This is a genomic window from Roseibium sp. MB-4, from assembly GCF_053005265.1.
Genome location: NZ_JBRKQB010000002.1, coordinates 862,842 through 887,817 on the forward strand (window position 1 = coordinate 862,842; position 24,976 = coordinate 887,817).

24 protein-coding genes are annotated in these 24,976 nt (G+C 55.8%); 11 read left to right on the plus strand and 13 right to left on the minus strand.

Annotated elements, in window-relative coordinates:
• Positions 1–3: 3 nt before the first annotated feature.
• The 5 genes from ACVDG4_RS15160 to ACVDG4_RS15180 all read right to left on the minus strand — a co-directional run bounded on the left by ACVDG4_RS15160 (position 4) and on the right by ACVDG4_RS15180 (position 4,711).
• Positions 4–1,101: an energy transducer TonB gene (locus tag ACVDG4_RS15160; protein ID WP_447235686.1), complete on the minus strand. Its 1,098-nt coding sequence runs from the start codon at positions 1,099–1,101 to the stop codon at positions 4–6.
• A complete protein-coding gene (locus ACVDG4_RS15165) occupies positions 1,098–1,490 on the minus strand; it encodes an ExbD/TolR family protein (RefSeq protein ID WP_447235687.1) in 393 nt (130 codons plus the stop codon). Before ACVDG4_RS15165 ends, ACVDG4_RS15160 begins: the two co-directional genes overlap by 4 nt.
• On the minus strand, positions 1,487–1,873 hold the full coding sequence (locus tag ACVDG4_RS15170; protein ID WP_428523142.1) for an ExbD/TolR family protein: 387 nt from the start codon (positions 1,871–1,873) through the stop codon (positions 1,487–1,489). The genes ACVDG4_RS15165 and ACVDG4_RS15170 overlap by 4 nt, the downstream gene beginning before the upstream one ends.
• Positions 1,863–2,336, minus strand: coding sequence for a MotA/TolQ/ExbB proton channel family protein (locus ACVDG4_RS15175; RefSeq protein WP_447235688.1), 474 nt, complete (start codon positions 2,334–2,336; stop codon positions 1,863–1,865). Before ACVDG4_RS15175 ends, ACVDG4_RS15170 begins: the two co-directional genes overlap by 11 nt.
• A 302-nt stretch (positions 2,337–2,638) precedes the next feature.
• Positions 2,639–4,711, minus strand: a complete 2,073-nt coding sequence (locus tag ACVDG4_RS15180) for a TonB-dependent receptor, heme/hemoglobin family (RefSeq protein ID WP_447235689.1) — start codon at positions 4,709–4,711, stop codon at positions 2,639–2,641.
• Positions 4,712–4,933: 222 nt separating this feature from the next.
• Here ACVDG4_RS15180 and ACVDG4_RS15185 point away from each other — a divergent pair, with 222 nt between their 5' ends.
• The 4 genes from ACVDG4_RS15185 to ACVDG4_RS15200 are packed head-to-tail and all read left to right on the plus strand — an operon-like array spanning position 4,934 to position 8,914.
• The gene (locus ACVDG4_RS15185; protein ID WP_447235690.1) at positions 4,934–6,061 is read left to right on the plus strand and encodes a hemin-degrading factor; all 1,128 of its coding nucleotides are present in this window, start codon (positions 4,934–4,936) and stop codon (positions 6,059–6,061) included.
• Positions 6,058–6,942, plus strand: a complete 885-nt coding sequence (locus ACVDG4_RS15190; protein WP_409693784.1) for a heme/hemin ABC transporter substrate-binding protein — start codon at positions 6,058–6,060, stop codon at positions 6,940–6,942. The genes ACVDG4_RS15185 and ACVDG4_RS15190 overlap by 4 nt, the downstream gene beginning before the upstream one ends.
• Positions 6,943–6,947: 5 nt before the next feature.
• Positions 6,948–8,081 carry a FecCD family ABC transporter permease gene (locus tag ACVDG4_RS15195; protein ID WP_447235691.1) on the plus strand — a complete coding sequence of 378 codons (1,134 nt, stop codon included), beginning with the start codon at positions 6,948–6,950 and terminating at the stop codon, positions 8,079–8,081.
• Positions 8,078–8,914: a heme ABC transporter ATP-binding protein gene (locus tag ACVDG4_RS15200; RefSeq protein WP_447235692.1), complete on the plus strand. Its 837-nt coding sequence runs from the start codon at positions 8,078–8,080 to the stop codon at positions 8,912–8,914. Before ACVDG4_RS15195 ends, ACVDG4_RS15200 begins: the two co-directional genes overlap by 4 nt.
• A gap of 22 nt (positions 8,915–8,936) precedes the next feature.
• On the opposite strand, the gene ACVDG4_RS15205 is transcribed toward ACVDG4_RS15200, so the two are convergent.
• The 3 genes from ACVDG4_RS15205 to ACVDG4_RS15215 are packed head-to-tail and all read right to left on the minus strand — an operon-like array spanning position 8,937 to position 13,657.
• Positions 8,937–10,103 (minus strand): osmoprotectant NAGGN system M42 family peptidase, encoded by a 1,167-nt coding sequence (locus ACVDG4_RS15205; protein WP_447235693.1) that lies wholly within the window; start codon positions 10,101–10,103, stop codon positions 8,937–8,939.
• Positions 10,100–11,878 (minus strand): N-acetylglutaminylglutamine synthetase, encoded by a 1,779-nt coding sequence (gene ngg, locus ACVDG4_RS15210; RefSeq protein ID WP_447235694.1) that lies wholly within the window; start codon positions 11,876–11,878, stop codon positions 10,100–10,102. The genes ACVDG4_RS15205 and ngg overlap by 4 nt, the downstream gene beginning before the upstream one ends.
• A 3-nt stretch (positions 11,879–11,881) precedes the next feature.
• Positions 11,882–13,657, minus strand: coding sequence for an N-acetylglutaminylglutamine amidotransferase (locus ACVDG4_RS15215; RefSeq protein WP_447235695.1), 1,776 nt, complete (start codon positions 13,655–13,657; stop codon positions 11,882–11,884).
• An 86-nt stretch (positions 13,658–13,743) separates the two neighbouring features.
• Here ACVDG4_RS15215 and ACVDG4_RS15220 point away from each other — a divergent pair, with 86 nt between their 5' ends.
• Complete coding sequence (locus ACVDG4_RS15220; protein WP_447235696.1) at positions 13,744–14,232, plus strand: MarR family winged helix-turn-helix transcriptional regulator; 489 nt, start codon at positions 13,744–13,746, stop codon at positions 14,230–14,232.
• A gap of 17 nt (positions 14,233–14,249) precedes the next feature.
• Here ACVDG4_RS15220 and ACVDG4_RS15225 read toward each other — a convergent pair whose 3' ends face one another.
• The 5 genes from ACVDG4_RS15225 to ACVDG4_RS15245 are packed head-to-tail and all read right to left on the minus strand — an operon-like array spanning position 14,250 to position 18,778.
• Positions 14,250–14,966 (minus strand): copper homeostasis protein CutC, encoded by a 717-nt coding sequence (locus ACVDG4_RS15225; RefSeq protein ID WP_447235697.1) that lies wholly within the window; start codon positions 14,964–14,966, stop codon positions 14,250–14,252.
• Positions 14,967–14,975: 9 nt separating this feature from the next.
• On the minus strand, positions 14,976–16,115 hold the full coding sequence (gene nagA, locus ACVDG4_RS15230; RefSeq protein ID WP_447235698.1) for an N-acetylglucosamine-6-phosphate deacetylase: 1,140 nt from the start codon (positions 16,113–16,115) through the stop codon (positions 14,976–14,978).
• Positions 16,112–17,119 carry an SIS domain-containing protein gene (locus ACVDG4_RS15235; protein ID WP_447235912.1) on the minus strand — a complete coding sequence of 336 codons (1,008 nt, stop codon included), beginning with the start codon at positions 17,117–17,119 and terminating at the stop codon, positions 16,112–16,114. The genes nagA and ACVDG4_RS15235 overlap by 4 nt, the downstream gene beginning before the upstream one ends.
• 31 nt (positions 17,120–17,150) lie before the next feature.
• Positions 17,151–17,906: a GntR family transcriptional regulator gene (locus ACVDG4_RS15240; protein WP_447235699.1), complete on the minus strand. Its 756-nt coding sequence runs from the start codon at positions 17,904–17,906 to the stop codon at positions 17,151–17,153.
• A complete protein-coding gene (locus ACVDG4_RS15245) occupies positions 17,900–18,778 on the minus strand; it encodes a glucosamine kinase nucleotide-binding domain-containing protein (RefSeq protein ID WP_447235700.1) in 879 nt (292 codons plus the stop codon). The genes ACVDG4_RS15240 and ACVDG4_RS15245 overlap by 7 nt, the downstream gene beginning before the upstream one ends.
• Positions 18,779–18,934: 156 nt before the next feature.
• Between ACVDG4_RS15245 and ACVDG4_RS15250 the strand changes: the two genes are divergently transcribed.
• From ACVDG4_RS15250 to ACVDG4_RS15275, 6 genes are all read left to right on the plus strand, one after another.
• Positions 18,935–19,873: an N-acetylmuramic acid 6-phosphate etherase gene (locus tag ACVDG4_RS15250; RefSeq protein WP_447235701.1), complete on the plus strand. Its 939-nt coding sequence runs from the start codon at positions 18,935–18,937 to the stop codon at positions 19,871–19,873.
• Entirely contained in the window at positions 19,870–21,123 is a 1,254-nt protein-coding gene (locus ACVDG4_RS15255; RefSeq protein ID WP_447235702.1) for an ABC transporter substrate-binding protein, read from the plus strand. Before ACVDG4_RS15250 ends, ACVDG4_RS15255 begins: the two co-directional genes overlap by 4 nt.
• A 66-nt stretch (positions 21,124–21,189) precedes the next feature.
• Positions 21,190–22,104: a carbohydrate ABC transporter permease gene (locus ACVDG4_RS15260; RefSeq protein WP_447235703.1), complete on the plus strand. Its 915-nt coding sequence runs from the start codon at positions 21,190–21,192 to the stop codon at positions 22,102–22,104.
• Positions 22,105–22,114: 10 nt separating this feature from the next.
• A complete protein-coding gene (locus ACVDG4_RS15265; RefSeq protein ID WP_133951935.1) occupies positions 22,115–22,954 on the plus strand; it encodes a carbohydrate ABC transporter permease in 840 nt (279 codons plus the stop codon).
• Entirely contained in the window at positions 22,951–23,979 is a 1,029-nt protein-coding gene (locus ACVDG4_RS15270; protein WP_447235704.1) for a Gfo/Idh/MocA family protein, read from the plus strand. The genes ACVDG4_RS15265 and ACVDG4_RS15270 overlap by 4 nt, the downstream gene beginning before the upstream one ends.
• A complete protein-coding gene (locus tag ACVDG4_RS15275) occupies positions 23,976–24,971 on the plus strand; it encodes an ABC transporter ATP-binding protein (protein ID WP_447235705.1) in 996 nt (331 codons plus the stop codon). Before ACVDG4_RS15270 ends, ACVDG4_RS15275 begins: the two co-directional genes overlap by 4 nt.
• Positions 24,972–24,976: the final 5 nt, after the last annotated feature.

Sequence of the window (24,976 nt, forward strand, 5' to 3'; positions counted from 1 at the left end):
GGTTCAACGTGCTCCAATTGGCAAGGTGAACGTCCAAGAGGCTTTTTTGGCGGCCGCCGGGATCCCGGGGTATGGCGCCGCACGTTGCACGGACTTGAGGGCTGCCTGGTCGAATGCCTTGTTTCCGGAAGATTTGACAAGGCGCACGCCAGTAACACTGCCATTGGCTTTAACCGTGAAACGGACCTGAGCGTCCTTCGCCAACCGTCCAAGGCTACGCGGTGTGCGCACGGAGCGTAGTACCTTGCGATGGACCTTGGCCGGATAGTTGGTGACCTCTGAATTCCCGGCCGCCTTCGCTTTTCCTTTGCGCGCTGATCCACCCTTTTGCGCCGTTCGATTGGATTGCCCCCCCGCACCTTCCCGGCGTGCCGTTTGCGCCTTTTCCTGCTTAACTTTTGCAAGCTTTTTTGCTGCTTGCTTTGCAGGTTTTTTTTGCACCTTGGCAACCTGCGTCTTTGGCGGCGACGGTTTTCGCCGTGGCGGTGAAACAGCGGTTTCAGACGCTTCGACCGGCTTTGCCTGCTCTGCCGGGGTTACCACATCGGGTACCGGATCAACTTCCTTTTTGGTCTGCGTGCCGTTTACCGGGACTGCTTTGACAGGGTCCTTTGGGACCGCCGCAATGTCGCTCTGTGGCGGTTCGGCTTCTAAGCCGACAGCCTTGACCCGGGTCCTTTCGGGAGCAGGCTCCTCGGTGATTTCAGCAACTGGTTTCTGTTCTGTCACCGCTCGAAAGTTGCCATTTACCTCTGCGATCGGAACGGCCTCTACTGCCGGCACACTGTCTGCCGGCGGTGCTGAAACCACCGTCGTCGCGGAAAAAGGTTCAGGCGGTGGTGCGACCTCAGATACGGGGACAGGCCGAACCGGAGCAGCCTTTTCGGCAGTTTGCTCGACCGTCAGGGAGGCTTCTGCTTGCGGCGTTGAACCTGCTGAGATCGTGCTAAAGGGAGCGCTCCCAAGCATGATCGTGATCGTCTCGCCTGCCCCGGCAACCCCTAATTCAGGTTTGGCCTTGAGCGTCAGGGCGACGGCACCGACATGAACTGCAAGTGAAACACAGATCGCTAGCCCGAGTGCGTTTCGGAATAAGCTCATGGATCTGCCTTGCGGGTGACAATCAGCACCTTGCGCGCTCCGGCAGCATAGAGTGCCGCGACATGGCTTAGCAGTATATCTGCTGGCAATGCCGCATCTGCGCCCAAACGTACAATCCCATCTCTGGTCGGGGCCTGGAGCTCCAGAAATGCTTCTGCACCAATCTCGTCGTCTCGATAGACCAGGGTTCCATCGGCCCGAGCGTAAAGCGCATCAGGCGGCGGCAAAGGCGGTGCCTCCTCAGACTTTGACAGGTCGACCTGTTCGTCCAAAGGCGGAGCCAATTGTCCGGCGACCAGGAAGAAGATCAGCATCAAGAACACGATGTTGATCAATGAGATCGTGGTCTCAAGCGGACGCTTCTCGGATTTCCGGGGCAAAGTGATCATTTGGGCCCTGCAACAGTGATGTTCAGCCCGGACACAGATTTTAGATCCGACATGACTGTCACAAGCCGCTGCGTACTGCTCGATCCTTGAATGTAAACAAAAAGGCTGTCGTTACCGGTCTCAGTGAGAGCAGAGACTTCAGCTGCAAGGTCGTCTTGCGCGACAATTGTCCCATTGAGACGCAAACGATCTGGCTCGACCATCAAAATCGCCTTTGGCAAGGCCTTCGATCCGCCTGCAGCTGCAGGCGCACCAACTTCCACTTGCCCAAACTGCGTGAACGTCGATGACAGCATGAAGAACAACAGCAAGAGGAAAATCACGTCCACCAAGGGAGTGAGTGAGATTGCACGATGTTTTTTGGGAAGTTGTTCAACGCGCATAGGAGAGCGCAGCTCCTGCCGGCAGACCTTCCGATTGCTCAATACCGCGATCTATGGAGGGCAGAAGCAAGGCGGATGTCAGTGTCTCAATCGCGACCCGTTCTGCTTCAAGCCGCCCCTCCAGCCAGGTCACCACCAACGACACAGGCATTGCAACGGCGAGCCCGGCTGCCGTGGTCATGAGGGCAACCCAAATTCCACCGGCAAGCGCGGATGGGTCAACGTTGCTACCCGCAGATTGCAATGCTTGAAAGGCCTCGATCATGCCAAGCACCGTCCCGAATAGACCAATGAGTGGTGCGACTTGTGCAATGGCCTCAAGGGCACGAACACCCTTTGCAAAGTGGTGCAAGTCGCCGGCTGCCTGGACCCCGACCCGCTCCTCTATTTCCGATTTGCTGTTCCGGCTTTCTAGGAGCTTGCAAGCAGTCAGGACAGCCTTGTCAGCTGCACTTTTCGGCATACCTATCGCCGCGAGTGCGTCCCCTGGCCTATGAGACAACCAGAGTTTTACCCCTGTCTTGGCACGGCGGCTCGACCCGACACCCAAAACTAAAAACTCAAACGCTTTGACCAGGATTAAAGCCAAAGCGATCACTGACAATCCAGCAATGACGGTAACCACGGGCCCGCCAAGCTGAAGAAACGATGCGATTTGATGAGTTAGCTCTGAGATCATGCCTTCAACCTTTCTAGAGTGAGACCAGCTCAACATCTTCAGCAACAATTCGTCGACCGGAGATGCTGAGCTGGCCAACAGTTACCTCACCAGCTGATTTCCTTGTTCAGGGTGAGTTTGAAGGTCCGGCCGCGACCTTTGTCGCCGGCCAGATTGTTTTGGTAAGACTTGTCAAAGATGTTCTCGACCGCCGCCCGCAGCTCCATGCCGGCAAAGTGACCTTCCTGGGGCTTCCAGCTGGCGAAGACATCGTGAACGGCATAGCCGGCAAAGGGCCCTGCGGTCGCGCCTGTGTCGATGCTCGCGGCAAAGAGGCCGCGCCATCCAAAATCAAGATCATACTGCGGCACACGTCCGCCCAGCGTCACGGCAAGCGTGTCAGCCGGAATGGACGTCAGCGTTTCGCCGGTAGACTTGTCTTCACCCCGGACAATGCTGAAGGCGACGGTGCTGTAAACGTACTCGGAGTTATAGGCCGCCTCCATCTCGACACCATAGATCTCCGCCTTATCGATATTGACGTAATAGCGGACTGGCGTGATCTGGCCCTGGTTGGGGTTGGTTGAAATGAGGTCTTTCAGATCGTTGTAAAACGCAGTGGTTTTGAGCTGAAGGCCGTCACCATCCTGAACAAGATCAAAGGCTGATACGGAAAAGCCCGCCTCAACGGCGTTGGACTGTTCCTTATCCAGGTTCAGACTTGCAAACCGTCCGCCCGGATAAGAACGTGTCGCCCCGGACGTGGAGAACATTTCATCAAGTGTCGGAGCACGTTCAGTATGAGCAACTGATCCGAAAATTGAGAACGTGTCGTTGAACTTGTAAAGCGCAGCAAGTTTTGGCGAGAAAGCAACCTCGGACTGATCCGACGCGCCATCAATCATACTGTCTGGCGACAGGTTAATCGAATCCACGCGGACACCAGGGATGAGGGTCAGCCGATCCTGCCAAATGAATTCGTCCTGTACGTAAACCCCAATCTTGGTATCTGTGCCTTCCGGATGAAATCCGATGGCACCACTTCTCGTCTGTGCAGTGCGCTCTTGATAAGAGAGCTGGGTCCCGACAGTCAGGAAGTTTTCAAAAGCTGATCCGGAATGCTCGAATGTGTTCTCGACCTTTCCCTGCCAGGTACGATAACCGTACTTTCCGTCTTCAAAGAGCTGAGATGGTGAGAAAGCCCCGAGCGACGAGTTTTTCTGCTCAACTTGTGTATCCGAAAAAGACAGGTTTACAGCCAGATCGAGATAGGGATTGTCGCTCGCCGGATTTTCATAATTCAGGACAACAGTCTGGTCCGTGATATCCCGATCGATCGTACCGAAACCGGCAGTGTTGGTTTGTGAGTATTGGGTATCGTCGGCGTCGCTTTGCCAGCGTTGGTAAGACAAGCGGACAGCCTGTTCCTTATCCTCGCCGAAATGGTGGACAACCTTGGCTAGACCAGAGAACGAAGAAAATGCAGATCCGGGGATTTCAATCCCGTGTCCATCCTCAATGTCATTCGATTTCCGGAAGAGGCCATTCACAAGAAATTCTGTGTTTTCTGAAAGGCGCACCGCGCCAACAGCCGAGGTCATAAAGCCCCACTTGTTGGAGTCGTACATGCCCTTCAGCCGCAAGACAGCTGTATCTTCTGCTTTCAAAAAGTCGCTCGGATCCTTGGTGGTAAAGTTGATCACCCCACCCAATGCGCCCGCGCCATAGAGCGTAGATGAGGCAGGACCTCGCAACACCTCAACCTGCTTGTAGAGCTCTGGGTCGGAGAAGAAGGACCCGAGCCGATATTGCTCGTAAAACTTGGTCGCACCATCCACGGTCACAATGATTTTGGACTCATCGGACGACGCGAGATCGCCGATCCCGCGAATGTTGAAAGACTGCCCGCCGATGCGATCACTGCCGATGACCGTCACGCCCGGAATGTCCCGGAACAACTCGCCGATCGTCGCTGCCTGTTCGTTGTCAATCGCGTCCTGATCCAGAACCGTCACCGCTTGCGGTGTATCAATTGCAACTTTCTCAACACCTGTTCCAAGAACGATACGCTGGAGTGGCGTTGCCACTTCATCTTGTGCGAACGCCGCCCCACCAAAAGCAAACATCCACAGTGCAACACCGCCCAATAGATCGGCGCGAAGGGTATTTCTGAGCCCCATAAATTTCTCCAAGAGTGCGCGTTTTCGCGTCCTTTATGCTGTCTGCCAAACAGCATTTTTAACTTGAGTCAGTGACTCAGGTATTGCGTTCACTATAAAACATGAGTAGTGGAGTCAAGTATCAGTCTGAGCCTGAATCGAAAAAGAACTTCTTTGGAAAGGTTCTAATTTTTGAAACAGAGACAAACACTTAGTGACGCCACCACAATCAAGACGGGCCCGATGGATCGAACGTCTATGGCAAAGGAAGAGGAAATTCAGATGACGGCAGATGGCTTAGAAAGCGCCTCTCGACCCACTGCAGCCGAGATCAGAAAAGCCCGTGCGCACGCACCCAAAATGCGGGAAAGGGATCTCGCTCGGACACTTGGCATTTCCGAAGCTGAACTGGTTGCGAGCTTCGTTGGTCATGGCACCAGTCGGATTGATCCGAGGTTCGACGCTCTTTTTGCCGGGCTTCAAAATGTTGGGCCCGTTATGGCTCTCACGCGGAACGAAAGCGCCGTACATGAGAAAATTGGCGAGTTTGAAAAATTCATAAATGGGAAGCGCGCTGCACTCATGCTGGGAGAGCAAATCGACACGCGTATGTTTCCTGCAAATTGGGTCCACGGATTTGCCGTTGAGAAAAGAGAGGGCGAGGATGTCCGTCGTTCCCTGCAATTCTTTGATGCCCACGGCGATGCGGTCCAAAAAATCCATGCTCGGCCAGACACAAACAAAGACGCTTGGGATCAGCTCGTCGCACTTCTAACGCTTCCAGATCAACAGCCAGAGATCTTGCCGGATATCACGCCGGCTCCGGTCTTTTCACGAAAATTGCCGACTGTTCACGCGGAGATGCATCTCCGCGACCGCTGGCGATCCATGACAGATCCCCACCAGTTCCATGGCATTTTGAAAGACCTCGAACTGGACCGGTTAAGTGCCTTTGAACTTGCCGGTGAAAGCTGGGCATGGCCACTCGATAAAGGTTCAGTTCCAGCTCTGCTGCGCCTGGCAGCCTCAGAGCAAATCCCGATCATGTGCTTCGTTGGCAACCGCGGATGCATCCAGATCCACTCGGGCCAAATCGCAAATGTCCTGGAAAAGGGACCATGGATCAACATCATGGACCCGACGTTCCATCTGCATCTTCGAACCGATCACATTCATGATGTCTGGGCCGTTCGAAAACCCGCAGATATCGGGCATGTAACTTCAATTGAAGCTTATGACAGCGACGGTCAACAAATCATCCAGTTCTTCGGAGTGCGCGGCGAAGAAAATACCGAACGATCCGACTGGCGCGGCCTTGCCGAAAACCTCCCAAAACTCGATCACGCTATCACGTTAGGAGCCGCCGAATGACCACCAGACTTCGTTCACTCTATCTTGAGTGCGTCGCTGCGGCACTCCTGACGGCAACGGCACTTGGCCTCACGCTTCATCCACTCTCAGCGGATGAGGCCTCAAAACGGGTGGTTGCAGTTGGAGGTTCCGTGACCGAAGTGGTGTTCGCGCTAGAAGAAGAGCACCGTCTTGTTGCCAGAGACTCAACCAGTGTTCATCCGCAAGAGGCCCATGATTTGCCCGATATCGGTTATATCCGCGCATTGTCCCCGGAGGGTGTCCTCTCCGTTGATCCCGATCTGCTTTTGATGCTGGACGGTAGTGGCCCGCAGGAGGCGGTCGACGTTTTGGAGAAATCAGGAATTGCTATTGCAAACGTCCCGAACGAGTTCACCCCGGAAGGTATTGTTGCGAAGATCCGGACTGTTGGCGAAGCCCTTGGCGTTCCGGAAAAAGCCAACGCTCTTACGCAGAAGATTGAAGCCGACCTCAAAACTGCGCAAGAACAAGCCGCTGGCCGGAACGATAACGTCCGCGTCCTGTTTGTGCTGTCCACGCGCGGTGGACGGATTATGGCTGGCGGAGCCGATACAGCGGCCAACGGCATTATCACCCTGGCAGGCGCAAAGAACGCAGTCAGCGAGTTCTCGGGCTACAAACAGCTCAGCGACGAGGCGATCCTGAGCGCGATGCCGGACGTCGTCTTGATGATGGATCGGGAAGGAGATCACAGCGCGTCGGCAGATGACCTCTTCTCTCACCCAGCTCTTGCGCAAACACCTGCAGGCAAGGCCAACCGTCTCTTAAAGATGCCAGGAGACTACCTGCTTGGCTTCGGACCACGCACCGCAGACGCTATCCAGGATCTTGCTCAGAACCTTTCTGAAATACGGAGTTAGGCGGGATGACCGATGCGTCTTTGCCGCGGCAAGAGGGTGGACTGGCCGCCATTTTTGGGCTCACGGCCTTGAAACACGGAGATCGGGCAAGCATTGCCCGCTGGGTAATCGCAGCACTCGCCATGCTCTTGATTGTGACGATGATCGGCAGCTTGGCGACAGGGCCCATCTTGGTTCCGGTATTCGACCTTTTACCTCATATCCCGAGCCATCTGGCGAATCCGTCCGCGCCGCTGCCGGAGACGGTTTCCGCACGGGATTGGATTGTCGTGATGGACATCCGGTTGCCAAGGATCACTCTCGGGGCGCTGATCGGTGCGGCGCTCGCGGTCTCCGGTGCGGTGATGCAGGGATTGTTTCGCAACCCTTTGGCAGACCCTGGAATTGTCGGCGTGTCTGCAGGCGCTGGTCTCGGGGCTGCTCTGTTCATCGTTTTGGGCAATGCCGCGCTGGCGCCAGCCATGGCGGTCCTCGGCATCTATGCTATCCCGTTTGCCGCGTTTGCAGGCGGGCTGATCAACACTTTGCTGCTCTACCGGATTGGCACAAGGGGCGGCTTCACATCTGTTGCCACACTGTTGCTCGCCGGGATCGCCCTTGGCGCATTGACCGGCGCGATCACCGGCCTCCTCGTGTATGTGGCCGACGACAATCAACTCCGCGACTTGCAATTTTGGGGGCTTGGTTCTCTTGCCGGAGCAAACTGGGAAAAAGTGGCATCAGCTGCGCCGATCATCCTGACCATGCTCTTGGCGACACCCTTCCTTGCCAGAGGCCTCAATGCGCTGACACTGGGCGAAGCAGCGGCCGCTCACATTGGCATCCGGGTTCAGCGGCTTAAAAATATCAGCATTCTTCTGGTCGCAGCGGCGACCGGCGCATCGGTCGCCGTAAGCGGGGGGATCGGATTTGTCGGGATCGTCGTGCCACATCTGTTGCGGCTATCGATTGGTCCGGATCACAAATACCTCTTGCCCGCAGCCGCGCTGCTCGGAGCTATCCTGCTGATTGGCGCAGACACTCTGGCGCGGACAATCGTTGCCCCTGCAGAACTGCCGATCGGCATCATCACCGCCTTTGTTGGCGCACCATTCTTCCTATGGATTTTATTGCGGAACAGAGGATTGACGGGCTTATGACCAACACTTCAATCCTCGCTGAAGAACCACTCACCACTGCCCAAGCCTTGGACGTCAGGGACGTGCAGATCACCTTGGGTAGCAGCTGCATTGTAAACGATATGTCCTTCAGTGCGCACGCTGGAGAACTGTTGGCCATCATAGGACCAAGCGGGTCGGGCAAGACCACACTGTTAAAGGCCATCACAGGAGAACGGCCTTACTCCGGCAGCATTCAGTTGGGCGGACACGAAGTTGCAAGCCTGTCGCCGGAAACTCAAGCGTTGGCACGGGGCGTCTTGCCCCAAGCGAGCCACTTGTCGTTTCCTCTCACTGTTTCGGAAGTTATTGGCCTCGGCATTCTGGACCGAAGGCAAGGCCGCCTTGCACGGGCTCACCGTATTGCCGAAGCCTTGGCCCTTGTTGGTCTTCCGGGTTTTGAGGCCCGTACCTACCAAGACTTGTCCGGCGGTGAACAACAACGGGCGCAATTGGCCCGTGTACTCTGCCAGGTTTGGGATCCGGTCGCGGAAGATGGAACGCCGCGCTGGCTATTCCTGGATGAGCCGGTGTCGAGCCTCGACATCAAGCACCAGTATCAGATCATGAAACTTGCAAAAGACTATTCCCGGCGCGGCGGCGGCGTGATCGCGGTGATGCATGATCTGAACTTAACAGCTGCTTTTGCCGACAAGATCCTTGTCATGAAGAATGGGTCGAAGGTGCAGCACGGTTCACTTGAGAATGTCTTTTCGGAAAAGACACTGACCCCGACCTTCGAAATGCCGCTGGCAATCACCCGGTCAAAGGAGGGAGCGTTTCAAGTGACCCCTCAATTGGCCGGGCTCGTTTGATATGTGGAAGCCTGCGAAGAGTCTATGACGCCTCAGCGCCAGGCTCTTCCGTTTCCGGGCTAAGGTCCTGATCGGCATCTTCCGTCGGCTGTGTCGTGAAGCCTTTCATTCCCGCGAATTCCCGCGCATCCCGTGCGATTTCAACAGGACTGAGCGCATAACCGGTACATAGTTCGGCGAGAGAGCGAAGCGCGTGCATATGGATCCGCTCGTAGCCGTGGCTCGCATCGATGCCAAAGGTAATCAGAGCCGTGCGAACATCTGCACCAGCTTCAATCGCAGAAGCTGCATCTGACCGATAGTACCGGAAGACATCCTTTTGGAATTTTATCTCGTTGTCCCGGCACAGCTGAGCCATTTTGCGGGTCAGATGGTAGTCAAACGGACCGGTTTGATCAGCCATCGCAATCGTTACGCCGAATTCATCGGAGTTTTGCCCCGGTGCGGATGTTCCGTTGTCGATGGCTACAAGGGATGCAATGTCCGGCGTCAAAATCGAAGTCGCGCCGTGCCCTGTCTCTTCCGCGATTGTGAACAGCCAAAAAATATCGACCGTCGGCTTCGTCTCGGATTCCACCATGGCCTTGAGTGCTGCCAGCATCACTGCAACCCCGGCTTTGTTGTCCAAGTGCCGGGAGACGATGAAGCCGTTTTCGAGAAACTCCGGGGCTGGATCGATGGCAACGATATCACCAATGTCGATCCCAAGGCGGTGCAGGTCGTCAGCTGATTTCGAATAGGCATCAACTCTCAGCTCAACGTAATCCCAGCCGACCGGAAGATTGTCGATGCCTTCATTAAACGTATGGCCGGAAGCCTTTAATGGCAGGATCGTTCCGGTATAGGCGCCGCTTTCAGAGAAGATCGTCGTCCGGGCACCTTCTGCAAAGCGTGCAGACCAGTGACCGATGGGCACCAGCTCAAGCCGCCCGTTTTCCTTCAGCGTTTTGACCTGTGCGCCGAGGGTGTCCAAGTGTGCCACGAAAGCCCGGGCGGGCTTGGATTTCGCACCATCCAGACGTGCGCGGATGGCGCCGCGCCGCGTCACCTCATAAAAGACCCCGAGACGCTCAAGCTCTTTGGAAACAAACCGCGCCAACTCGTCTGTGTAGCCCGTCGGGCTCGGAATCCCGAGAAGGCTTTTCAGCGTCTTGGCCAGATAATCGATATCGATGGTAAGCAATGTCATGAAAACTCACGTTGCAAGGTGTCCCGCGCCGGCTTTGGCATGGATAGCGGAAACAGGAAATCGACAAAGCGTTCAGCCGTTGGCTGCGGTTCATGATTTGCCAGACCCGGACGTTCATTGGCTTCAATGAAGTTGTACTCTGGCTCCCGTGGGCTTTTCACCATGAGGTCAATCCCCGTCACCGGGATCTGAATTGCCTTTGCCGCCCGCACAGCCGCCTCAATCAAGGTGCTGTGCGTTTCGCCGGTAACATCATGAATAGTTCCGCCGGTGTGCAAATTGGCCGTCCGTCGGACCGCCAAGCGCTGCCCGTCGGGCAGGACATCTTCCAACGTAAAGCCGGCCGATGCCAAACACCGCTCGGCTTCGTCGTCAATCAGGATGCGGGATTCCCCGCCTGTTGCGGCCGCACGGCGGCGGGATTGCGCATGAATGAGATCCCTCACGGTGCTTTTGCCGTTGCCCATGATTTCAGCCGGTTTGCGGATTGCCGCCGCCACCACCTTGTAGTCAATCACCACGAGCCTGAGATCAGATCCTTGAACGCATTCTTCGACCAGCACCTCATTGGAAAAGGTTCGGGCAACATCGATCGCAGCTTCGACATCTTCAAGCGTTTCCAGACCTATGGCGATGCCCTTGCCTTGCTCACCACGGGTCGGCTTCACAACCACAGAACCATGCCGCTGCAAAAACGCTTTCAAGTCGCCCTCGCCCACTGTCATCTGATCCGGAACGGACAGACCTGCGGCCTCCACGATGCGCCGTGTAGAAGCCTTGTCGTCGCAGATCGACATGGCAACTGCGGTGGTAAATTCACTCAAGGATTCCCGGCAGCGCACTGACCGGCCGCCGTAAGACAACCGGAAGAAGCCGCCTTCTGCATCAATGATCTGGGCATTGATCCCACGGCGGCGTGCTTCATTGACGATCAATGTTGCATAAGGATTGAGTTTTTCTTCCGTCGCGGGCCCCGCGTAAAGCGCTTCGTTGATCGGGTTCTTGAGCTTCACGGTAAAGACCGGAACCCGTTCAAAGCCGAGCTTTTCGTAAAGCGCAATAGCCATGTCATTGTCGTGCATTACCGAAAGATCCATGTGCGGGTTGCCCCGCGCCTGAAACACTTCGGCGAGCCTGCGGACCAACGCTTCTCCGATACCGGGAAAGCGCGCCTGGGCAGAGACCGCAAGGCACCAAAGTGATGACCCGAGCTCCGCACCACTTGTCGCGCGTTGGTGATCAACGCCCATTGCCGTCCCGACGATGTTGCCGGTTTCATCTTCCTCCGCGACGAGTACAGTGATTTCCCGTGGATCAAGCTGTGACCAAAAGAAGTCTTCAGAAACCGGCACCATGCCCCGGCTCGCATAGAGCGCGTTGATTTGCTCCGCGTCACTGCGTGAGGACAACCGGCGAACCGTGAAGCCCCTCCGAGTGTCTTTTGCTGATCGGTAGGTAGATAAGTTCAACCGGTAGGTATGTGAAGGATCGAGGAACAGCTCCTGAGGCGCAAGCCCAACCACCACATGCGGATCGCGCACATAAAACGCGATATCCCGCCTGTCCGGGCGCTCATCGCGAAGCGCCTCCACAAGCGCTTCCGGCTCAGCGAAAGTATTTCCGAACAACAAACGTCCCCATCCGCAATTGATGGTTTGGTTGACAGGCATATCCGTCTCATCGGCGCGGTACTCCGGTTTCATGCCGTGATCCCGCATCCGCTTGAGACGATGCTCCAGTGCCCCCTTGACCCGGGACGGTGTTTTTTCTGACACGCGTTAGGCCTCCTGCTCCTGCAGCCACATTTCCAGCAGAGCAACCTGCCAGAGCTCAGAGCCCCGCAGCTTAGTGATGTAATGTGTCGGGTTCTCGAACAGCTTGTCCAGATAGGCCGGGTTGAACAAACCTCGGCCTTTGGCTTTGCCGTTCGTCAGCGTTTCACGCACCATTTCCAGGTAAGGGCCCTGGATGTATTTGAGCGCGGGTACAGGGAAGTACCCCTTCGGACGGTCGATAACTTCAGATGGTACGACAAGACGCGCAGCTTCCTTCAGAACGCCTTTGCCGTCCTGGGCAAGCTTGTGCTCTGACGGAATGCGCCCTGCCAGTTCAACCAGTTCATGGTCGAGAAACGGCACGCGAGCCTCAAGTCCCCAAGCCATGGAATGATTGTCAACGCGCTTCACCGGATCATCGACCAGCATGACATTGGTGTCGAGGCGCAATGCCTTGTCCACCGGATCATCAGCACCCGGCATGCCAAAATTGCTTTCAACGAACGCAATACTCTCATTGCGGTCACAGTGATAGTCCGGCGAAATTGCTTCGTTCAATTGTTCTTCGGACCGGTCAAAAAACGCGTCGGCGTAATCGGCGACTGGCTGGTTCGAACCGGTCAGTTTCGGATACCAGTGATATCCGCCGAACACCTCGTCCGCGCCCTGCCCAGATTGAACAACCTTGATGTGTTTGGAGACTTCGCGAGACAGCAAATAGAACCCGATGTTGTCATATGACACCATCGGCTCTGACATCGCTCCAATGGCGCCCGGCAGATTGTCCAAAAGCTCAGACGACGGGATGAAGATCTTGTTGTGGTTGGTCCCGTAGTGATTGGCGATCAGGTCCGAATACTGAAATTCGTCGCCCTTTTCTCCATTCGCTTCCTCGAAGCCGATCGAGAACGTCGCGAGATCCTTCTGGCCCTCCTCTGCCAGAAGACCAACAATCAAGCTGGAATCGACCCCGCCTGACAGCAAGACGCCGACCGGGACGTCCGCGACCATTCGGCGGCGGACGGCCTTGCGCAAACCTTCAAGTACAAGGTCGCGCCAGTCGTCTGCCGACCGGTTGACATCTTCTTCTGACTTGCGGAAATCCGGCTCCCAATAGACTGCATCTTTAAAAGATCCGTCTGTCTCGTATGTCCGCACGGTCGCAGGGCCCAACTTCCGCACGCCATTCAGAATGGTCCGCGGAGCCGGGACAACAGAGTGCCAACTCATGTAATGCTGAAGCGCAACCTTATCGATCGATCGATCGATGTTTCCGCCCTTGAGTAGTGCCGGAAGCGACGAGGCGAATGCCAAACGGCCGTCGGCCTCTGAGAGATAAAGGGGCTTGATGCCAAAACGGTCGCGAGCCAGGTGGATGCGGCCGCTGTCATGTTCGTGGATGGCAACGGCAAACATGCCGTGGAATCTGGTGAAACAGTCAGGGCCCCACTCCTTCCATGACTTCAGAATGACCTCTGTGTCACTGGTAGAGAAAAACCGGTAGCCTTTTGCGGAGAGCTCCGCACGCAGCTCTTGATAATTGTAGATGCAACCATTGAAGACGAGCGAAAGGCCCAGTTCCGGATCTTGCATCGGTTGCGCGCCCTGGTCACTCAAATCAATGATTTTCAAACGCCGGTGTCCGAACGCGACCCGGCCGCGCATAGTAACTCCCATCGCATCGGGACCGCGAGCGGCCATTGCTTGCGCCATACGGTCGACCCGGCTTGTATCGGCTTGCCCTGACGAGAAAACAACTTCACCGCAAATGCCACACATAAATCTAAAAATTCCTCTTTCCAGTTCGCTGGTAGGAGGTATATAGACTTCTTATCATTAGAGTTCAAATGATCAGAGCTAAAATTATGAAAGCCAGCGAAGCAGCTCAGATTTTCAAGTCAATTCGGCGGATCGTCAGGGCCATTGACCTGCGATCCCGGGAAGTCGCAAGGGTGTCCGGGCTGACAATTCCGCAGATCGTCGTTCTCCAGGGCGTCAATGATCTGGGAGAGGTCACCACAAAGGTTCTCTCAGACCATGCAGATCTTAGTTCTGCGACGGTTGTGACAATCCTGGACAAGCTGGACGAGAAGAAGCTGATCGAGCGTTACAGATCTCCCTCCGACCGGCGCATCGTTCACACCATGCTCACGGAACGTGGAAAGGAAACAGTCGCCTCGCTGCCCGGGCTTCTTCATGACGAATTCGAAGCAAAGTTCGATAAACTGACTGACAAAGACAAGATCAGACTGGTGGAGAGCATTTCCGAAATTGCTGAAATGCTAAATGCCCACAAACTGGATGCCGCGCCAATTCTCACCACAGGCCAGGTTACGAACGAAATCACGTCTTAAGAGTGAAAAGAGGCTCTCTAGCAGCCTGAGTTACCCATGGCGGCGACCATTTGCTTGACGAGGTCCTCTGACGTTTCCCTGCATCCGCCAGGAGGACAAAACAACCCACTGGCATCCTCATCTATCACGATGACCGAACACGATGCATGAACTTCAGTGACACCCGTCGACTGGATGATGCTGGCCACCAAGTCGGGCCGCAAGCCTGCGCCCGGCATGATGCTAATGCGGCCGCCGGCAGTCGCGGTCATTTCCCGGATAACAGCTTGCCCTGCATTGGCCGTGGCTTGACCTCCCGATGTGAGAACACGCTCGAACCCGAGATCAATCGCCGTTTCCAGCGCGGCAAACGGGTCCGGCACAACATCGATCACACGGTGGAGCGTCCGGCCCATGCCGGATGCCCGGTCTGACAAACGGGCCAGCAGCTCCCGGTCTAGTGTACGATCTCCGCGCTGCGCACCTAGGACAACACCAGCAAGTCCCAAGTCTTTAGCCAGATCAATATCACTTGCCATGATCTCTTTTTCCGTTTCAGAAAAATGAAAGAGACCGGCGCGCGGACGGATCATGGCATAGACCGGAACAGGTAATTGGGCGGCGGCTCGCATCAGTCCTGCGGACGGCGTCAGTCCGCCTTCAGACAAAGCAGAGCAGAGTTCGATACGCCCGGCACCACCACGAACAGCAGCCCAGGCGCCTTCCATCGTATCAACACAGACTTCGAGCAACATGCGATCTGCTTATCCGGTTTCGGCCAATGGACTGAGAGAGTGAAGATCCTTGGAGATGCGTATAAAGCTGTTTTTAGACCTGCCCAAAAGGTTGAATGGCTTTCCATCAATCAGCTCCGCCGGGGTTTTTGTAGCGGCACGCAGGGCGTCGGCCAGCATAATGTCAACTCGGTCAACCAAAACCCTGACAGCGGTCAAGAGGTCCAGATCCGCACCTGCCAACGTCCCATCCTCTAGGGTCAGCCTCCCATCTGATCGGAGAATTTTTCGTCCATCCAGCTCGAACGAAGTCTCAGATGTTCCGGCAACCGCCATGGCATCGCTGACCAGAAACACCTCTCCAGGACCGCTTTTTGCGGATAATGCAATCCGCATCATTTCCGGATGAACATGGATCCCGTCAGCAATAAGACCGGCGGACAAGGCCCCGGTTCCGAGGCCGGCTCCTACAACACCGGGCTCCCGGTTGCCCATTTGGCTCATCGCATTGAAGAGATGTGTGACGCACTTGGCACCAGCTGCGGCATAGGCTTGAACAGTTGCATAATCAGCATCCGAATGACCAATTGAAACGAGCGCACCCGCCTGGCTCAGCTGTCGAACCTGCTGGATGGTCGTGTTTTCCGGTGCAACGGTCAAAAGCAGGGCCGGGAGCGAACGGGCCGCCGCCAAGAGGAAGTCAATGTCCTCATCGTCCATCGGCCGGATATAGGCGGCGTCATGCGCCCCTTTTCGGGCAACAGACAAATGCGGCCCTTCCAAATGCAATCCAGCCACCCCAGGAACGCATTTCTCGACAGCCTGAGTTACCGCTGCAATTGCCGCCTTGGTTTTTTCACGCGTGTCCGTGATCAAAGTCGGCAGAAAGGCCCGAGTGCCCAATGACCAATGCGCTTCGGCAATCCGGCGAACGGTCTCAACACTTGGATCATCGTTGAGCATGACACCGCCGCCGCCATTCACCTGAAGATCAACGAAACCCGGAGAGATAATCTCACTGCCAAGATCAATGACTTCAGCGCCCTCGAACGTCTCATCGCCAACACCAATTGACTCAACCCCGTCCGGGCCAAACCGGACAGCAGCGCCCTCATGAAGTTTGACCCCATCAAAAACCGCGGCCGCCTTGAAAACGATGGCCTGTGTCATACGGTTTCCGTGACCTTGTTCAAATGCCGTGGGGCATCTGGGTTGATCCCCTGGAGCCCCGCAACATGCTCCACCAAGCCGTAGAATGACACAATCGACGCAATCGGATCGGTCAGCCAATGATCCGTGCGGACGATCGGCAAGATATTTGCTCGCTGCGCTTTTTCACTGTTAACGAAGACAGCCGCTCCCATTTGCGACAGTTGATCAGCAACATCAACAACCGCTTGCTCGGCGGCATCGGCGGCCGCAAAAGCAATGACTGGAAAACCTTGGGATACAATGGAAACAGGGCCATGCAAGACTTCTGCAGAGGAATAGCTCTCTGCATGGATCTGGCAAGTTTCCTTGAACTTCAGAGCCGCCTCATTGGAAACAGCCCATGAGGGGCCGCGCCCCAATGTGAACAGCGATCCGATGTCATTTTCCGGTGCAGCTTCACGCCAATCGCAAGCAACAGCGTCCTTCAAATGCGCTGGCAAGTTCCGGATTGCAGCCAAGAGACCCGTGTCCGCCTTCAGCTCAGCGAGCAACCACAGGCCGGCAACCAACGATGTAACAAACGTCTTGGTCGCAGCGACTGACAGTTCCGGCCCGGCGTGGATCGGAACAGTCGCGCTTGCCGCTTCACTCAAGGGTGATCCCGGATGGTTGGTGATGGCCAGCGTGGTTGCGCCTGACTTGGTCAAGGACCTGGTCATTCGGATGATGTCCGGGCTTTTGCCGGACTGAGACACCGAAAAACACAGCATGCCGTCTACCTTGAGACTGGATCCGTAGACAGAAGCAAGTGATGGCCCGACAGATGCCATTGGCAGACCCAGAAGCAACTCGGCAGCATATTTCAGATATGTGCAAGCGTGATCGGAAGACCCCCGCGCAACCGACAGAAGGCAGCGCAGGTCGCTGTCTCGCACCTTCGAAGAAATTCGCTTGATATCTGCATCCCCGGATGTCAGCAGGCGATCGACTGCGGTGGGAATTTCCGCGATCTCCTGTTTCATTTTTGTAGGAAGAGATATCACTGGCGGGTCCTCATCGATCAGACAGCCGGAGCTCTGCAACAAAGTCATAGGCGTCTCCGCGATAGATGGATTGTGTAAATTCCGCGACCCGTCCGCTTTCCAGATAAGAAATGCGCTGGATCCGAAGACCTGCAGTGCCTTCGGGAACACTTAAGAGGTGGGCGTCGGCAGGTTCAAGGTTGACGGCGGCGATTTTTTGGACAGCCCGAACAGGACGATGGCCATGTTTTGCAAGCACTTCGTAAAGCGACGTCACCACTTCGAGCGGATTGGGCAATATGTCCAAAGGAAGGGCTGCGCGTTCCAAGGCCATCGGCTGACCACCCGCCTCCCGAAGGCGGTAGATGCGCGCCACTTGATCGTCCGGCGTTAAGGACAAAGTCGCAATCTCTTCCGCATTCGGCATGAAAACACCGCGCTCCAGCCATCTGGAAGTCGTTTGCATGCCGCGGTTGGCCATGTCCTCAGTGAAGGAGGTTAGATGGGACAGCGACTGCTCCACCCGTTGCGTTGCTTCCCGAACAAAAGAGCCAGAGCCCTGGCGCTGCTCGATCGCCCCATCCTTGACCATTTCCTGAATGGCCTTGCGCACAGTCACCCGTGAAAAACCGGTTAGTTCTGCGATTTCCCGCTCTGGAGGCAACGAACTGTTGGCCGGTAGCAGCCCGGTTTCGATAGCTTCTTTAAGTCGATGCCGAAGCTGCACGTATCTCGGCCCGGCATTTTGAGAAAACCACTGATCAGGCATCAGGAAATCATTCAGCATGCGACCTGCACCTCTTTTGCAAACTCCCGCGCGATGGCAATTGCACCATCGATCGGCGACCAGGCTGCTGAGCGTAGATTCTTTCGAACAGGTCCGGTGAGAAACGGCGCCAGGTGAGGTGCAAGACCACCCGTCAAACACACAGGCATTCCCGCTGACCATCCGAGATGCAGAAGATTTCCCTCAAAATGCACCGCTGCCTGGTCTATCAGGCGCTCAGATATTGGATCATCGGATTGCGAGAGAACTTCTGGCGCCAGAGCGCCAAAATCAGCAGGCCTTGCTCTGTTTGCAAACGCCAGTATTCCAGCGGCTCCCCCATACCGATCCTTCAACGTCTTGGTCAGGACAGTCTGCTCAATAAGGCCATCTTCAGCATCAAGTACGAGAGCTAATGCGGATTTACCGAACCATGCCGCCGATCCGAAGTCGCCAAGGACCGCCCCCCAACCGCCGGAAAATCTCTTCTTTGCATCAACCTGGGCACCAAAAAAAGAGCCCGTCCCACTGTGGATTAAGGCACCATCCAGCAGCCCAAGCGCGCCCCGCAATGCTGCCGGACGATCATCTTCAACCTTTATGCGCCTTAGCGGAACACCCTCTAGCAACCGCTCGCGGTCTCGGTTCGCCTGATAGCCAGCCAGAGCGAAATAGGCGGGAACGCGGGCAAGTTCGCCCGGAGCAAGATCTGCTTTGCCTGCGAGAGCCTTCAATCCAACGTTGATCTCCGAGAGAGCTGCATAAATGTCCGTTGTCACATTGGCAGAGCCGACTTCGACACGGATATCCGCAGCTGGCGAACTCAACGCCAAACGGCAGCGCGTACCGCCGCCATCAACCGCCAAAACCCACTGATCCGCGAAATCAATCATATAATACCTATATAATACCTTTTGATAAAATCAACAAAAAAAGAGATACCAAACTCCGAATTGGATATAGATTCGTTTACCTTCCCACTAATTTCGATTAACATCTGGACAAATGGTATTATAAAGGTATTATAGCGAAAATTTACGGAGGATCGCGTGCCTGAGGCAGCCACGGAAAAACTGCACAATCTTGCTTCAGGATTGGATTCACGTCCTTCAGAAGACGTTGCAGCGATCCTTATCGATGGTCAGGTCTCAGCCGCTCAGGCAACCTCTGCAGCAACGGAACTCATCGCCGCAGCTGCTTACGACATGGCCACTTCAATAAGCACCGGCGGAGCCCTCTACTATATCGCCGCAGGCTCGTCAGGCTTGATGGCGGCGGCTGACGCGATGGAACTTGGCGGCACGTTCGGCATTCCGGAGCATCAGGTCCAAATCCTTATGGCAGGCGGCATCCCCACATCCGCGCATATGCCGGGCGACACGGAAGATGCGACGACCGGCTTGGCTACAGATCTCGAAAAACTTTCGAAAAACGACACGATTATTGTCGTCTCAGCCAGTGGCTCCACGCCATACACCCTTGAGGCAGCACGTCTTGGAAAAGAAGCCGGCGCGACGGTCATTGCGATCGCAAACAACCCGAACGCGCCGCTTTTTGCATTGAGCAAACACACCATTTATCTGCCAACCGCGCCCGAAGTCGTCTCCGGTTCGACCCGCATGGGAGCAGGAACGGCCCAGAAGATCGCTTTGAATGCGCTTTCGACACTGATGGCCCTGAACCTGGGTCACATCTACGACGGCATGATGGTGAACTTGCGCGCTGACAACATCAAACTCCGGGATCGTGCCGTGCGAATGGTGACAACGATCACTGGAACTTCTGATGAAGGTGCCGCCGGTGCACTCAAGTCAACGGATGGAAATGTCAAGACAGCCTGCCTTTTGGCCGCTGGCGCGAGTTCGATCGAGCAGGCAATCAAGCTTCTAGAAAAAACTCGCGGGCATCTGCGCCCAGCGCTGGAACAAATCCGGGCGGAGACCCGGAAGAACAAACCATTTCTTCAAACAGAGGGGAAAGCATCATGAAATTGAGAACCCTGGGCATTGCACTTGCAAGCACCGCACTGATGACAACTGCCGCGATGGCCGAAGATGTCACGCTGACAATTGAAAGCTGGCGGACAGATGATCTTACACTTTGGCAGGACAAGATCATCCCTGCCTTCGAAAAGGACAATCCTGGCATCAAGGTCGTCTTCTCGCCGACAGCTCCGACCGAATACAATGCGGCGCTGAATTCAAAACTCGAAGCTGGCAGCGCGGGCGACCTGATCACCTGCCGCCCGTTTGATGCGTCCCTCGCACTCTACGAAGCCGGTCACCTCTCTGCGCTTGATGACATGGAGGCCATGTCCAACTTCTCCGATGTTGCAAAGTCCGCCTGGCAGACCGACGACGCCTCGGCGTCGTTCTGCGTTCCGATGGCCTCCGTCATTCACGGGTTCATCTATAACAAAGACGCTTTTGACGAACTTGGCCTGGAGGTTCCAACTACAGAAGCCGAGTTTTTCGCGGTTCTGGATAAGATCAAGGACGACGGCAGCTATATCCCGATGGCCATGGGCACCAATGACCAGTGGGAAGCAGCCACCATGGGTTACAACAACATTGGCCCGAACTATTGGAAGGGCGAAGAAGGCCGTCTCGCACTGATCAAGGGCGAGCAAAAGCTGACCGATGAACAATGGGTTGCCCCTTACGCAACGCTTGCAAAGTGGCAACCTTATCTTGGGTTCGGCTACGAGGCACAAACCTACCCCGACAGCCAAAACCTGTTCACTCTTGGCCGCGCAGCGATTTACCCTGCCGGAAGCTGGGAAATTGCAGGCTTCAACACACAGGCCGATTTTGAAATGGGCGCCTTCAAGGCACCTGTGAAAGCTGACGGCGACACCTGCTACATCTCGGATCACACGGACATCGGAATTGGTCTCAATGCAGCAAGTCCGAATGCCGATGCCGCAAAGACGTTCCTGGCTTGGGTTGCCAGCCCCGAATTCGCATCGATCTTCGGCAACGCTCTGCCGGGTTTCTTCCCCTTATCGAAAACACCTGTGGAACTGGAAGACCCGCTTGCGCAAGAGTTTGCAAGCTGGCGCGGGGAGTGTGAGTCCACCATCCGGTCGACTTACCAGATCCTGTCGCGCGGGACGCCAAACCTGGAAAACGAAACCTGGGGCGCAAGCGTGGCCGCTATCAAGGGGACCGAGACACCTGAGGCGCTAGGAGCGAAGCTTCAGGAAGGCCTATCCAGCTGGTACGCACCGCACCAATAAGCCTGTCCCTTCTAAACAAACAATCCGGGTAGCCATCACGCTACCCGGATCGGAACCGGAGGCCGCATGAACCGCCCCCGCATACGCTGGCATATTGCCGTTTTCCTGGCACCCGCCGTGCTGGTCTATACGACAATCATGATTTTGCCGCTGTTCAACACCCTGCGTCTGGCGCTCTACAGCCGGATAGATCAGGAGCGGATTTTCGTCGGTCTGCAAAACTTCATGACGCTGTTTGGCGATCCGGTCTGGGCGGACCAGTTCTGGAATGCACTCGGCAACAATGTCTGGTTCTTCGTGATCCACATGCTGGTGCAAAACCCGATCGGGATTGCACTTGCAGCATTGTTGTCTCATCCTAAACTCCGCTTTGCAGCGCTCTACCGTTCCGCAATCTTTATCCCGACCATCCTGTCATTCGTGATCGTTGGCTTTGCGTGGAAACTCATCCTGTCGCCAATCTGGGGCATCGCCCCGACAATGCTGGGTTCTGTCGGCCTCGGTTTCTTGTACCAGCCCTGGCTCGGCAAGGAAGAGTATGCGCTGACAACCCTGTCGCTGATCTCCGTCTGGCAGTTTGTCGGCATCCCCATGATGCTGATCTACGCAGCGCTTCTAACCATCCCGGAGGAGATTCTGGAAGCTGGGGAGATTGACGGCATCACGGGCATGACCGCTTTTTGGAAGATCAAGCTGCCGCTCATCCTGCCATCGATCGGGATCATCTCGATCCTCACGTTTGTCGGCAATTTCAACGCTTTTGACTTGATCTACGCCTCGCAAGGTGCCCTCGCCGGCCCTGATTTCTCGACCGATATCCTCGGCACCTTCTTCTACCGGACTTTCTTCGGCTTCCAGCTTCAGCTCGGTGATCCGCATATGGGTGCAGCCGTTGCGAGTGCCATGTTCGCCATCATTCTCGTCGGAGTCTGTGTCTACCTCTTTGGCATTCAGACCCGGCTCCGCCGGTATCAGTTGTGAGGTCAAGACCATGAGCCAGGCCCGCACAAATCCGTTCAATTCTGCAGCCATGCACGGCGCGTTGATCCTCTACACGCTGATCGCGCTCTTCCCTGTATTCATCATCCTGATCAACAGCTTCAAAAGCCGGAAATTCATCTTCCGGGAGCCCCTGGCCCTGCCAAACGCCGAGAGCTTTTCAATGATCGGCTATCAGACGGTCATGAAACAGGGAGACTTCTTTCTCTACTTTCAAAACTCGATGATCGTCACCGTGGCATCGTTGTTCTTCATTCTGCTCTTCGGTGCGATGGCCGCGTTTGCCCTCAGCGAATATCGGTTTCGCGGCAACATGATCCTTGGCCTCTATCTGGCGCTCGGCATAATGGTTCCAATCCGGATCGGGACTGTTGCAATCCTTGAGATGATGGTCTCCACCGGGCTGGTCAACACGCTCTGGGCGCTGATCCTTGTTTACACGGCCCAAGGTCTCCCGCTCGCGGTCTTCATCCTGACAGAGTTCATGCGTCAGGTCTCTGACGACCTGAAAAACGCTGCTCGCGTCGACGGCCTCAGCGAATACACGATCTTCTTCCGGCTGGTGCTGCCGCTGGTCCGGCCGGCCTTGGCAACCGTCGCGGTCTTCAACATGATCCCGATCTGGAATGATCTCTGGTTCCCATTGATCTTAGCACCTGCGGAAGAGACCAAGACGTTAACACTCGGCAGCCAGGTGTTTATCGGGCAGTTCGTGACCGACTGGAACGCGGTGCTCTCCGCCCTGTCCATGGCAATCCTTCCGGTACTGATCCTCTATGTGATCTTCTCTCGCCAGTTGATCCGCGGCTTAACATCTGGAGCAGTTAAATGATCCGTGCTGTCATTGCGGGCCTCGGCAACATGGGCTTGTCCCACGCTCTCGCTCTTCACTGTCTTCCCGACGTGGAAATCGTTGGACTCGTCAACCGCTCTAAGGTCGAACTTCCCGAGGAGCTGCAGTCCTACCCGCACCTCAAAAGCTTCTCAGAAGGTCTGGAACTGAAACCGGATCTCGTCGTGATCGCCACCTACTCCGACAGTCACGCAGACTATGCCTGTGCGGCCATGGAAGCCGGGGCGCATGTGTTCGTCGAAAAGCCGTTGGCCACGACGGTCTCCGATGCCGAGCGTGTTGTTGCCAAGGCGAAAGAAACAGGCCGCAAATTGGTGGTTGGTTATATCCTGCGTCACCATCCGTCCTGGATCCGTCTGATCAAAGAAGCCCGCGGCCTCGGCGGTCCCTTTGTCTTCCGCCTCAATCTCAATCAGCAATCCTCCGGCGCGGAATGGGAAACCCACAAGGCCTTGATGCAGACCACAAGTCCGATCGTGGATTGCGGCGTGCATTATGTCGATGTCATGTGCCAGATCACCGATGGCAAACCGCTTCGGGTCCATGGCATGGGCGTAAGGCTCTCCAATGAAATCGCCGAAGACATGTACAATTACGGGCAGTTTCAGGTGGTCTTCGACGACGGATCCGTTGGCTGGTATGAAGCTGGCTGGGGACCGATGATGTCCGAAACCGCCTTCTTTGTGAAAGACATCGTTTCACCGAACGGCTCGGTCTCCATTACCGACGGCAACAAGGGCGCTTCCGCAGATATCGACGGCCATACCAAGGTCGGCAGCATTCTGGTGCACCGGCCAGACGGGGATGTCTCCATTGATATGCCTGATGAACCCGGCCACCAGGAGCTTTGCGATGCAGAGCAAGCCTACATGGTGCGTGCCATTACAGAAAACATCGACCTGACACGTCACATGCAGGACGCTGTTCAATCCCTCGCCATTTGCCTAGCGGCGGACGAAAGCATCCGCACGGGCCAACCGATCACGTTAGGAACAGCGCAATGACCGCTCTTTCTCTCAAAAATGTCTACAAGTCCTTTGGCGCTGTTGAGGTTCTCAAGGACATCAACATTGAGGTTGAAGAAGGCGAATTTGTGGTTTTTGTCGGCCCGTCTGGCTGCGGCAAATCCACACTGCTGCGGATCATTGCCGGATTGGAAGACGCCACCTCAGGCGAGGTGAACATCGGCGGGAATGTCGTCAACACGACCCCGCCCTCGAAGCGCGGCATCGCGATGGTGTTCCAGAGTTATGCGCTTTATCCGCACCTCAATGTCCGTGGGAACATGTCGCTTGCCTTGAAGCAGGAAGGTCACAGTAAAGCGGAGATCGCCAACCGCATTACGGAAGCCAGCCGGATGCTCAATCTGGAAGACTATCTCGACCGGTATCCGTCGGAGCTTTCTGGCGGCCAGCGTCAACGGGTGGCGATCGGCCGGGCGATTGTCCGCCAGCCGAAACTGTTCCTGTTTGATGAACCACTCTCGAACCTTGATGCGGCACTGCGTATGAACACGAGGCTGGAGATTGCCAATCTGCACCAACAGCTCGGAACCTCCATCGTCTATGTGACGCACGACCAGACCGAAGCAATGACGCTGGCCGACAAGATTGTCGTTCTCCGGGCCGGGCGCGTGGAACAGATCGGCAGCCCGATGGAGCTCTATAACAATCCGGTCAACCAGTTCGTGGCCGGTTTCCTTGGATCTCCGTCAATGAACTTCCTGCCGGCAGAAACCGTGACGCCCGGCGACACCCGCACGCTCGGGATACGGCCGGAAGATCTGGTTCTGTCCGCTGAAGGCCCGATCAGGGCAACTGTTCAGCACGTTGAACATCTGGGCGGGGACACCAACATCATCGCGATGACCGGAGACAAACAGATCACCGCACGGTTTTTCGGACAGCATGACATACCCGCAGGCCAGCAGGTCGCACTTGGGTTTGCTCAAGAAAAGGCCCGCTACTTTGATGCGAGCGGTATGCGCCAAGCTTAAGCGGA

Bases quoted from the DNA above. Each gene is read 5' to 3' on its own strand.
- ACVDG4_RS15270 (WP_447235704.1), top strand. From the start codon at position 22,951: ATGATCCGTGCTGTCATTGCGGGCCTCGGCAACATGGGCTTGTCCCAC.
- ACVDG4_RS15255 (WP_447235702.1), top strand. From the start codon at position 19,870: ATGAAATTGAGAACCCTGGGCATTGCACTTGCAAGCACCGCACTGATG.
- ACVDG4_RS15175 (WP_447235688.1), bottom strand. From the start codon at position 2,336: ATGCCGAAAAGTGCAGCTGACAAGGCTGTCCTGACTGCTTGCAAGCTC.
- ACVDG4_RS15225 (WP_447235697.1), bottom strand. From the start codon at position 14,966: ATGTTGCTCGAAGTCTGTGTTGATACGATGGAAGGCGCCTGGGCTGCT.
- ACVDG4_RS15260 (WP_447235703.1), top strand. From the start codon at position 21,190: ATGAACCGCCCCCGCATACGCTGGCATATTGCCGTTTTCCTGGCACCC.
- ACVDG4_RS15200 (WP_447235692.1), top strand. From the start codon at position 8,078: ATGACCAACACTTCAATCCTCGCTGAAGAACCACTCACCACTGCCCAA.
- ACVDG4_RS15275 (WP_447235705.1), top strand. From the start codon at position 23,976: ATGACCGCTCTTTCTCTCAAAAATGTCTACAAGTCCTTTGGCGCTGTT.
- ACVDG4_RS15215 (WP_447235695.1), bottom strand. From the start codon at position 13,657: ATGTGTGGCATTTGCGGTGAAGTTGTTTTCTCGTCAGGGCAAGCCGAT.
- ACVDG4_RS15265 (WP_133951935.1), top strand. From the start codon at position 22,115: ATGAGCCAGGCCCGCACAAATCCGTTCAATTCTGCAGCCATGCACGGC.
- ACVDG4_RS15185 (WP_447235690.1), top strand. From the start codon at position 4,934: ATGGATCGAACGTCTATGGCAAAGGAAGAGGAAATTCAGATGACGGCA.
- ACVDG4_RS15235 (WP_447235912.1), bottom strand. From the start codon at position 17,119: ATGAAACAGGAGATCGCGGAAATTCCCACCGCAGTCGATCGCCTGCTG.
- ACVDG4_RS15195 (WP_447235691.1), top strand. From the start codon at position 6,948: ATGACCGATGCGTCTTTGCCGCGGCAAGAGGGTGGACTGGCCGCCATT.
- ACVDG4_RS15170 (WP_428523142.1), bottom strand. From the start codon at position 1,873: ATGCGCGTTGAACAACTTCCCAAAAAACATCGTGCAATCTCACTCACT.
- ACVDG4_RS15245 (WP_447235700.1), bottom strand. From the start codon at position 18,778: ATGATTGATTTCGCGGATCAGTGGGTTTTGGCGGTTGATGGCGGCGGT.
- ACVDG4_RS15240 (WP_447235699.1), bottom strand. From the start codon at position 17,906: ATGCTGAATGATTTCCTGATGCCTGATCAGTGGTTTTCTCAAAATGCC.
- ACVDG4_RS15165 (WP_447235687.1), bottom strand. From the start codon at position 1,490: ATGATCACTTTGCCCCGGAAATCCGAGAAGCGTCCGCTTGAGACCACG.
- ACVDG4_RS15160 (WP_447235686.1), bottom strand. From the start codon at position 1,101: ATGAGCTTATTCCGAAACGCACTCGGGCTAGCGATCTGTGTTTCACTT.
- ACVDG4_RS15205 (WP_447235693.1), bottom strand. From the start codon at position 10,103: ATGACATTGCTTACCATCGATATCGATTATCTGGCCAAGACGCTGAAA.
- nagA (WP_447235698.1), bottom strand. From the start codon at position 16,115: ATGACACAGGCCATCGTTTTCAAGGCGGCCGCGGTTTTTGATGGGGTC.
- ACVDG4_RS15190 (WP_409693784.1), top strand. From the start codon at position 6,058: ATGACCACCAGACTTCGTTCACTCTATCTTGAGTGCGTCGCTGCGGCA.
- ACVDG4_RS15220 (WP_447235696.1), top strand. From the start codon at position 13,744: ATGAAAGCCAGCGAAGCAGCTCAGATTTTCAAGTCAATTCGGCGGATC.
- ACVDG4_RS15180 (WP_447235689.1), bottom strand. From the start codon at position 4,711: ATGGGGCTCAGAAATACCCTTCGCGCCGATCTATTGGGCGGTGTTGCA.